At 61.2% G+C, this 9,942-nt stretch carries 7 protein-coding genes; 4 read left to right on the top strand and 3 right to left on the bottom strand.

Annotated elements, in window-relative coordinates; all coding sequences use genetic code 11:
* Positions 1–23: 23 nt before the first annotated feature.
* Complete coding sequence (locus tag GKIL_RS09870) at positions 24–1,340, top strand: TolC family protein (protein ID WP_023173403.1); 1,317 nt, start codon at positions 24–26, stop codon at positions 1,338–1,340.
* Positions 1,341–1,515: 175 nt separating this feature from the next.
* Here the strand turns inward: GKIL_RS09870 and GKIL_RS09865 are convergent, their stop codons facing one another.
* Both GKIL_RS09865 and GKIL_RS09860 read right to left on the bottom strand, forming a co-directional pair.
* A complete protein-coding gene (locus GKIL_RS09865) occupies positions 1,516–1,893 on the bottom strand; it encodes a cupredoxin domain-containing protein (RefSeq protein ID WP_023173402.1) in 378 nt (125 codons plus the stop codon).
* A gap of 3 nt (positions 1,894–1,896) precedes the next feature.
* Positions 1,897–4,158 (bottom strand): heavy metal translocating P-type ATPase, encoded by a 2,262-nt coding sequence (locus GKIL_RS09860; protein WP_023173401.1) that lies wholly within the window; start codon positions 4,156–4,158, stop codon positions 1,897–1,899.
* A 90-nt stretch (positions 4,159–4,248) separates the two neighbouring features.
* On the opposite strand from GKIL_RS09860, the gene GKIL_RS09855 reads away from it, so the two are divergent.
* Entirely contained in the window at positions 4,249–4,713 is a 465-nt protein-coding gene (locus GKIL_RS09855; protein WP_023173400.1) for a heavy metal-responsive transcriptional regulator, read from the top strand.
* A gap of 386 nt (positions 4,714–5,099) precedes the next feature.
* Entirely contained in the window at positions 5,100–6,947 is a 1,848-nt protein-coding gene (locus GKIL_RS09850) for a sensor histidine kinase (RefSeq protein WP_023173399.1), read from the top strand.
* On the opposite strand, the gene GKIL_RS09845 is transcribed toward GKIL_RS09850, so the two are convergent.
* Positions 6,919–7,647 carry a DsbA family protein gene (locus tag GKIL_RS09845; RefSeq protein ID WP_023173398.1) on the bottom strand — a complete coding sequence of 243 codons (729 nt, stop codon included), beginning with the start codon at positions 7,645–7,647 and terminating at the stop codon, positions 6,919–6,921. The two genes, GKIL_RS09850 and GKIL_RS09845, sit on opposite strands and share 29 nt — an antisense overlap.
* 143 nt (positions 7,648–7,790) lie before the next feature.
* Between GKIL_RS09845 and GKIL_RS09840 the strand changes: the two genes are divergently transcribed.
* On the top strand, positions 7,791–9,911 hold the full coding sequence (locus GKIL_RS09840) for a M13 family metallopeptidase (protein WP_023173397.1): 2,121 nt from the start codon (positions 7,791–7,793) through the stop codon (positions 9,909–9,911).
* Positions 9,912–9,942 lie beyond the last annotated feature (31 nt).

Genomic DNA, 9,942 nt, shown 5'->3' with positions numbered 1-9,942 from the left:
AAGCATTCAAAGGGATTGCTGCGATGAGGTTGTCAAAACTCCCAGGTATCTTTCTCGCTGCTCTGCTCGGAATACCAGATTTTGGGATTTCAGCCTGCGCCCAGGTGCAAGCTCCCTCTGGCTTCCAGTTGACTCTCAGCGAAGCATTCGCTCGGGCTGACGAGCGCAATCCACAACTGGTAACGGCCCGTCGTATCCTCAAAATCGGTCAAGCCGACATTACCATTGCCGGTGCCGTCCCCAACCCGATCTTCTCAGTAGCCTACGGTTTCTTCGATGCTTATGCCCTCTTCAATAATCTTCAGCAGGTGAGCATAGCCCAGACATTTGAATTGGGAGGAAAGCGAGACGCTCGGTTGCAGCTCGCGGCAAATGAATACGAATTGACTCAGCTGCAGCTGAACGCCCAACGCTTTGATATCCATTCTCAAGTACGGCGGGCCTACGCCGAGTTCGCCACCTCTGAAGCCCAGGTTCAGGCCATCGATGAGCAAATCCGGTTGTTAAGGCAATTAGTGGAGTTGGTGCGCAAGCGATTCAATGCCGGGGCAGTGGCTGAGGCGGAGTTATTTCAAGCTGAGCTGGCCCGCAACCAGGGCGAGCCCCAGCGCACCACTGCCCTCAGCCGCGTTCAGCGCTCACGGGTGCAACTCAATGCTTTGTTGGGCGAAAGCCCCCAAACTGCTCTCGATGTGCGCGACAAGAGCCTGTTTAATCTCGATATTCAGAAAACCGAGCTTACTCCGACTCAGAACACCCGGATACCCTCCGCCGAGGAATTGCTGGAGCGCGCCTACGCCCACCGGCTCGATCTGCGCGTTGCAGTTCAGCAAACTGCTGTCGCCCGTGCCCAGTTGCGGGTTGCTGATTCGCTACGAACGCCGGATGTGCAGGCAATCATGGGTATCACCTTCACCGCAAACAATATTGGCGACCCACAGACTCAGGGATTGCTCATCGGTGCCAATATTCCTCTGCCTGTGTTCTACAACCAGCGAGGTGAGATCTTTAAGGCTGAAGCTGTTATCGAGCAGTCAGAATTACAGACTACGGCGATCCGTGCCCAGATCGCCGCTGAGGTACAAACGGCTTATCAGGATCTCACAACCGCCCAGGAAAACATTCGCAGATACCAAAAGCGCTTGCTTCCTGATTCTGCCGAGGTGGTTCGATTGGCGCGACGCAGCTATGAGGTCGGCAAGGCTGGGCTGGCGACTGTCATCCTTGCCCAGCAATCTGACCAGCAGATTCGCTCCGCCTATCTCGACACCGTGGTCGCCTATCAGAACGCTTGGGCAGATATCGAAAAGGCAACGGGCACCGAGCTTTCTGAGTTATAGCCGGACTGCTTTTGTAAGTGTTGCGCACTTCTACCGGTAAAAGCTAGAGAGGGCATGGCTTTCAACCAATCTACAACTGCAGAAGTAGCCGTTTTGGTACTGTCGTCGTTCATCAGGAGTCGCCAGTCTGGCGCTGATAATACGTATATTTTCGCTCAGCGCCTGGCGCTGTTCCTCAGCGGGCGATGAGTTTGCCGTGGAGCATGTTCATGCCGCAGGCAAATTCGTACTCGCCGGGCCGCTCGGGGGTGACTTCGAGGGTAACGGTACGATTTTCCGGCAGACGGGCGCGCTTGCCGAACTGGGGAAAGACGATTTCCTCGCTGCAGGCGGAGGATTCTTTGCGGGTGAAGTGAAGCCGCACGGGCCTGCCCGCTTCGACGACGATCTGGGCGGGACTGTAGCCGCCCCGCACGGTGATATCGACTTCCTGCAAATCGCCTGCTGAACGGCGCGCTGTGGCGGCCTGGTTCTTGTAGAAGAAGAACCACCAGACAATCGCAGCGATCAGGCCAAAGCCAATGAGATTGACAAGTAGTTGAATGGCATTCATGAGTTATGCCTCCGAAACGGATTTGGGAGCAAAAAGCCGCAGGCGGCTGGCGTTGAGTACGACGGTAATGCTCGAAAGAGCCATCGCTCCCCCGGCGAGGATGGGCGAGAGCAGCCAGCCAAACAGCGGATAAAAGAGCCCCGCCGCCACCGGGATGCCCAGACTGTTGTAGATAAAAGCGCCGAAGAGGTTCTGCTTGATGTTGCCCAGGGTGGCCCGCGAGATCTGGATGGCGTAGACCACCGAGCGCAACGAGCCGCCAACCAGGGTGATGTCCGCCGCCTCGATGGCAACGTCGGTGCCCGTACCGATCGCAAAACCAACATCCGCCTGGGCCAGAGCCGGAGCGTCGTTTACCCCGTCACCGACCATGCCGACGGTGCGCCCTTCGCCCTGCAACCGTTGCACCTGCTGGGCCTTGTCCTGGGGCTGCACCCCGGCTATGACCCGCTCAATGCCCACCTGCCGGGCAATGGCTTGAGCCGTGCGCTCGTTGTCGCCGGTGATCATTGCCACCTCGATGCCCATCCGAGCGAAAGCCCGGATCGCTGCGAGCGAATCGGGTTTCACCGTGTCTGCCACGGCGAGAATGCCCGCCGCCTGCCCGTCCACCGCCACGAACATCGCCGTCTTGCCCGAGTTGGCCAGCCGCGCCGCATCGCCCTGGAAGGCTGCCATCGCCACGTTCTGGGCCTCCATCAGCCGGGCATTGCCCACCAGCACCGTTCGCCCATCAACTGTTGCCTCGACGCCCTGGCCAGGAATGGACCGGAAGCGTTCGGGCTCAGCCGCTTGGGTGCCTCGCGCCTGAGCGCCTTTGACGATGGCGGTAGCGAGCGGATGCTCACTGTTGCGGTCAGCGGCGGCGGCCAGAGCCAGCAATGTATCCAGATTGAACCCGGCCACAGGCAGCACATCGGTCAACTCCGGTCTGCCGAGGGTGATCGTGCCGGTCTTGTCGAGCACGATCGTCGTAAGCTTGGAAGCCGTCTCAAGTGCCTCGCCATTGCGCACCAGCACGCCGTTTTCGGCGGCTCTGCCCAGTCCCGCCACCAGACTAATAGGAGCCGCCAGCCCCAGGGCACAGGGACAGGCGATCACGAGCACCGTCACCGCCGTCACCACCGCCAGATTGAGGGGCGCACCGAGGTTGAACCAGACTAAAAACGTGAGGATAGCGACGATCGCCACGCCGGGCACGAAGTAGCGCGACACGGTGTCCACCAGGCGGGCAATCGGTACCTTCGTACTCTGGGCCTCGCCCACCAGACGCACGATTTGGGCGAGGGTAGTCTCCTCACCGACGCGGGTGGCCCGCATCCGAAAAGCACCGGTCGTATTGAGGCTGGAGCCGATCACCCCGTCGCCAGATTTTTTGTCCACCGGCACCGATTCGCCGGTGACGACCGATTCATCGATCGCCGATTCGCCCTGGACAATCACTCCGTCCACGGGCACTTTTTCGCCGGGCCGCACCAGCAGAATGTCGCCCACCCGCACCTGGGCCACCGGCAGGTCCATTTCCTGGCCGTCGCGGAGCACCCGCGCCGTCTTGGCCTGCAGATCGAGGAGGGCTCCCAAAGCGGCATTGGCCCGGCCACGGGCCCGCGCTTCGAGCGCCTGACCCAACAGTACCAGGGCAGTCACCACCACCGCGACATCGAAGAACGTGCCGCGCGCCGACACCGGAAAAAGCCCCGGTGCGACGACGACAAAGAACGAGTAGAGCCACGCTGCCCCGGTTCCCAGGGCAATCAGCGTGTCCATATTGGCGTTGTGGTTGCGGAAGTTGTGCCAGGCTCCCTTAAAAAACTCCGCCCCCGACCAGGCAAGGACCGCCAGGCTGAGGACCGCCGAAACCAGGCCGACCACCTGCTGGTAAGGCATCAGCAGCCTGGCCAGGGCCGGAACATAATCTCCCAGTCCCACGAGCAGCACCGGCACCGCAATCGCCGCCGCAAAGGCAAATTTGCCCATCGTCCGCCGGTACACCGCCTCCTGCTCGTCTACAGCTTCGGTGCTGCTGTCGTCCGCTATGGCCTGTTGCCCGTAACCTTCAGCTTCCCCCGCCTTCTCCGGCGGATAGCCCGCTTCGGCGAGAACCTGGTGCAGGTTCTCCTCCGGGTGCTTCGATTCGATCTGCACCGTGCGCGCTTGTAGATCCACATCTATCTGCGCACCGGGATCTAGTTCCAGCACAGCCCGTCTCACCGCCTGGGCACAACCGCCGCAGTGCATCGCCGGAATCTTCAGTTGCATCTGCATCGCCCTGCCTTCCCTTGCTTCTTTCAGGCTAGACCCTCAAGTGAACTTGAGAGTCAAGGGTTAAGATGAGATCTCTACCCGGCGGTGGGCATGGGCATAGGTGTCGAGCAAAAGCTTCAAGAAGCAGGCGGTGCTCAGCTCTGGAAGATCGGCGAACTCGCCCATCTAAGCGGGGTGGCGGTGGCCACGATCCGCTACTACGAGAGTTTGGGGCTTCTCGAACCGGCCCAACGCAGCAGGAGCGGTTATCGCTACTACGACACTTCGGCAAAGCGGAGACTGGAATTTATCAAGAAGGCTCAGATTCTGCGCTTTTCCCTGGCGGAAATTCGCCAGATTCTCAGTATGCGGGGCCGGGGTGATCCCGCCTGCCCGGTGGTCGTTTCCCTGCTGGAGAACAAGATTACCGAACTGGAAGAACAGATCTCCCGCCTCCAATCGCTGAAGGGGGTACTCGCAACCTACCGCGACCAGTGGCGGCACAAGGATTTCGACGATCCAAGCAGCGAGCACCTGTGCAGTTTGATCGAGCGGGTCGAAGCCACTCCCGCTTGAGCAGGTCCAACCTTAATGATAGAAATACGCAAATTCTTTTCAAGGCAATCTGCGCTCGGCCCAGCATCAGCCGCTCGAAACTCACCCGCACCGACTTCAAATGAGAAGTAGAGACGAACGATGTATTGTTTTTGAGTGAGGAGATGACGAGAGAAAATCTAGTAAAGTTCGGGCATCTTGAAGATGTATTTGAGAGCGATGTCCACTGAATTGATAGGCACTATTCAAGAGCCACACAGACGGGGCACATTGAAATTGGCAGCGTCCGTCAGGGGCGCTTGCTGAGGGAAGTTTCCGCTACCATAGGAAGCGTAACCGCTTGCCTTCGGCTGGGCAACTACCCCTGGCAGCGTCGGGAATATCATTACCTTCCTGGGGAACCAGCGATGAGCGATGCCGCCCAATCCCTTCCGCTGGAAGGGGAACTTCAGGCCACCCGCGAGCACGTCCTTCAACTCGAAGAAACCTGCAGACAGCTACAAATTCAGCTTCTTGAAAGCCGCGCCCGCCTCAACGGCGGCCCGGCAGGTGAGCCCTATGAGGAGAGCTGGCGCTCGCTGGTGCAGCACGCCCCAGACTTGATCACGACCGTCGATCGGCAGGGACAGATCCTGTTTATCAACCGGGGGCTGCCGGGCTATGAGCGCGACCAGATGATCGGGCAGAGTATCTACGACTACGTGCTACCGGAGCACCACGAGCGCGTCCGCCGCGTCTTTGCCCAAGTACTTGCCAGCGGTGAAGCGATGGGCTACGAGGCGTCCACCGTCAGCCCCAGCGGTGAAATCTTCTGGTACCACTCCCAGGTGGGGCCGATCCGCCGGCAGGGCGACATCAGCTCCCTCATCCTCATCAGCAACGACATCACCGATCGCAGGCGCTCGGAGGATGCCTTCGCCGCTCTATTGCAGCGCGAGCAGGTGATCTACAAGACGATCGAGCAGAGCGAAAGGCGCTATCGCTTTCTGGCCGATTCGAGCGTGGTGCTCGCCAGTTCCCTCGATGTCGAGACGACCTTTGCCAGTCTGGCCAGGCTGGCCGTTCCCCAGATCGCCGACTGGTTCGCCGTCGATCTGATCGAAGCGGACGGTACTCCCCGCTGTCTGACGGCTCTGCACGCCGATCCATGCAAGGAGGCGCTGGCCCAGCAACTGTGTGAGCACTACCCGATCGATCCTCTGGCAAGCCGGGGGGTGGCCCGCGTCATTCGCACCGGTTGTGCGGAGCTATTCGAGGAAGTTCCAGAAGCGTTGCTTCTGGAACTGGCCTACAGTGACGAGCATCTGGAGTTGTTGGAGCAACTTGGAATTCGCTCGGCGCTGATCGTGCCTCTGGCTGCAAGGGGCCGCCTTCTCGGGGCACTGACGCTGGCAATTGCCGGATCGGAGCGCCGCTACGGGCCGGGCGATCTGCAACTGGCCGAAGATCTCGCTCGGCGGGCGGCCCTTGCCCTCGACAATGCCCGGCTGTACGCTGCTGAGCAGCGCGAGCGCAACCGGGCGGAGACGGCCAACCGGATGAAGGACGAATTTCTGGCAACGGTCTCCCACGAACTGCGCACCCCCCTCAACTCGATTTTGGGCTTTACCCAGTTATTGCGGCGCGGACAGCTCGACCAGACGCGGGTGGCGCTCGCCCTCGACGCGATCGAGCGCAACGCCCGCGCCCAGGCCCGCCTTACCGAAGACCTGCTCGATGTCTCGCGGATCATCACCGGCAAGTTGCGCCTCACGGTGCAGCCGCTGAACGTCCAGGGCGTCGTCGAAGCAGCGATCGAGACGATGCGCACGGCAGCGGAGGCCAAGGCGATTGCGCTGGTAACCGATTTTCCGCCCCTGCCCTGCACGGTGGTGGCGGACCCGAACCGCCTGCAGCAAGTGGTCTGGAACTTGTTGTCGAACGCGATCAAGTTCACGCCCCAGGAGGGCCGCATCCGGGTGAGCATCGAGCGCGGCGAGAACCAGGCTCGGATCGTCGTCGCAGACAGCGGTGCCGGTATTCCAGCGGAGTTTCTGCCCTACGTCTTCGACCGCTTTCGCCAGGCCGACAGCACCAGCACCCGCATCTTCGGCGGCCTCGGCCTCGGGCTTGCGATCGTGCGCCACCTCGTTGAACTGCACGGCGGCACGGTGGGAGCCGAGAGCCCTGGCCCCAATCTGGGAGCGACCTTCACGGTTACACTACCGCTCATGAGCGCCGATCAACTCAGCCCGGCTGCGGGCGCACCAGCTTGATCACCTCTTCAAAGTCAGCGAGGGGCCGGGCACCTTTGATGAGTACGCCGTTGAGCACGAAGCTCGGTGTGGAGTCGAGCTTGAGGTCGATCGCCTGCTGCACGTCGGCGGCGACGCGGGCGAGGGCTTCGGGGCTCTCGCGGTCGCGGTTGAACTGGGCCAGATCGAGGCCCAGATCGCGGGCGATGGACTCGAAGCTGTCGGCCTGGAGATTTTCGTTGAGGGCAAAAAGCCGGTCGTGGTACTCGAAGAACCTCCCCTGGCGACCGGCGGCCCAGGCGGCGAGAGCGGCGGCTTGCGCCTGGGGATGGATCGGCAGCGGCAGGTTGAGGTAGACGACGCGCAACTGGTCCTTGTACTTGCTCTCAAGAGCGCGCAGCGTCGATTGGGCCTGACCGCAGAAGGGGCACTGAAAATCTGAAAACTCGACCAGGGTGAGCGGCGCATCCATCCGGCCCCGCACCGGGGCACCGGCAATATTCACCTGGATGGGCTTTTTGAGGTTTTCTCGCCACTCGCCCAACTGCTGGGCGCGGTCGGCCTGCAGCTTGTAGGTGCGCAGGGCGTTGTAGACCGCCTCCGGGTGGCGCTGGATGATTTCGAGCACCTGCTTTTCGAGCGGTTCGGCGGGTTCTGCCGCCAGAACTGGGGCAGGCAGGAGGAGAACGGCGAATAGCAGCAATAAAAAGTTACGGAACATAGGACGACATCGGGTGCGCACTGAATCTAGCTTATCGATTGGCTGCAGTGGGTCCGCAAGTTGTCCTCACAAGGAACCGACGGTGCTCGCAAAGCGGACAAGCTTGTGTCCCACTCACCCGTTTCACCATCTTGAGGAATCCGATGCGCCAAATTGTGGCCACCGGCCTGTGGGCCGCCGCCGTCACCCTGTCTTTTGCCCTGCCGGTCCGGGCGGAAACGCCCTCCACCGTCGGCAGTTTCGATCTGTCGGCTCTCGACACCTCCACCCCCGCCTGCCAGAACTTCTACCAGTACGCCTGCGGCGGCTGGCTCAAGAACAACCCGATCCCTGCGGACCAATCGACCTGGGGGCGCTTCAACGTGCTGGCTGAAAATAACCGCCAGAAGTTGCGGACCATCCTCGAACAGGCCGCCGCTCAACCCACCGGTGCCACCGCCAAGATCGGCACCTACTACGCCGCCTGCATGGACGAGCAAAAGATCGACAGCCTCGGTCTTGCACCCCTCAAACCGCAGCTCGACCGCATCGCCGGGTTAAAGAGCAAACAAGATCTCCCGGCCCTCGTCGCCTACCTGCACAGGATCGGCGTACCGGTATTTTTCCAGTTGTCCTCCGAGCCGGATGCCAAAGACTCGACCACGGTAATCGCCGGGCTCGATCAAGGCGGTCTGGGCCTGCCGGACCGCGACTACTACCTCAAGGACGATCCCAGGTCCGTCGAGACGCGCAAGGTCTACCAGCAGTACGCCGAAAAGCTCTTTGGCCTGGCAGGAGAACCGGCGGCGACGGCCCAAAAAGATGCGGCGACGGTGCTCAAGCTTGAGACCCAACTGGCCACCGCTTCGCTCGATCGCGTCCAGCGCCGCGATCCGAACAAGGTCTACCACAAGTACACCGTCCAGCAACTGGTAAACCTCAGCCCCGAGTTTGACTGGAAAGCCTACTTCAAGGCGGCGAACACCCCGGCCTTCGATAGCCTCGACGTGTCGATCCCCGCTTTTACCCAGGCGCTGGGTAAACTGACGGCCTCGACGGAGCTGGCGGATCTGAAGACCTACCTGCGCTGGCACCTGATCCGGGTCTCCGCCCCCTATCTGAGCGCGCCCTTCGTCGATGCCAACTTTGCCTTTCGCGGCAAGTACCTCACCGGTGCCAAAGAGATCGCACAGCGCTGGAAGCGCTGTGTCCAGGCGACCGACCGGGATCTGGGCGAAGATCTGGGCAAGATCTACGCCGAGCAGACCTTCGGCGAGCAGGGCAAGGCGCGCATTCTCAAACTGGTGAGCGCCCTCGAAACAGCGCTCAACCAGGACATCAAACAGCTCGACTGGATGAGCGAGCCCACCCGGCAGCAGGCTTTAACCAAACTCAAAGCCTTCGCCAAAAAAGTGGGCTACCCCGAGCGCTGGCGCGACTACTCTACGCTCACGATCAAGCCGGGCGACTACCTGGGCAACGTCGAGCGCAGCGCCGCTTTTGAGTTTCAGCGCCAGCTCAGCAAGATCGGCAAACCCGTCGATCGCCAGGAGTGGCAGATGACGCCGCCGACGGTCAACGCCTACTACGATCCGCAAAACAACGACATCAACTTCCCGGCGGGCATCCTGCAGCCGCCCTTCTTCGATGTCAACATCGACGATCCGGTCAACTACGGCAGCATCGGTGCGGTGATTGGCCACGAGATGACCCACGGCTTCGACGACCAGGGCCGCCAGTTCGACGACAAAGGCAATCTGCGCGACTGGTGGACTGCAGCGGATGCCAGAGCCTTCGAGCAGCGCGCCGGTTGTGTGGTCGATCAGTACGGCGGCTACAAGGCAGTGGGGGATGTCAAACTCAATGGCAAACTGACTTTAGGCGAAAACGTCGCCGACAATGGCGGGCTGCGCATCGCCTACATGGCGTTGATGGAAACTCTCGCCCAATCGGCTGCCAGGCCCACCGTCGATCCTGGCAAAACCTTTACCCAGGCTCTCAACCAGCCCAGCGATCCTGGCAAGTTGCTCGGAGCTGTCGCGGATCAGGCGACGGGCCGCGTTGACGGTTACACGCCCGAGCAGCGCTTCTTCATCGGCTTTGGCCAGATCTGGTGCTCCAACCAGACCGACGAGGACAAGCGCCTGCGCGCCCTTACCGATCCCCACTCGCTGCCGGAGTACCGGGTAAACGGCACTGTCTCCAATTCGCCCGAATTTGCCAGAGCCTTCGGCTGCAAGAGCGGCGATCCGATGGTGCGCGCCAACGCCTGCCGGGTCTGGTAGATTTCAGGGGCGCACTATCGAGCACCGCTGC

The sequence above is a fragment of the Gloeobacter kilaueensis JS1 genome, assembly GCF_000484535.1.
Taxonomy (GTDB): domain Bacteria; phylum Cyanobacteriota; class Cyanobacteriia; order Gloeobacterales; family Gloeobacteraceae; genus Gloeobacter; species Gloeobacter kilaueensis.
The sequence above is the reverse complement of the archived record's forward strand: the minus strand, read 5'-3'. Positions and strand labels throughout refer to the sequence as shown.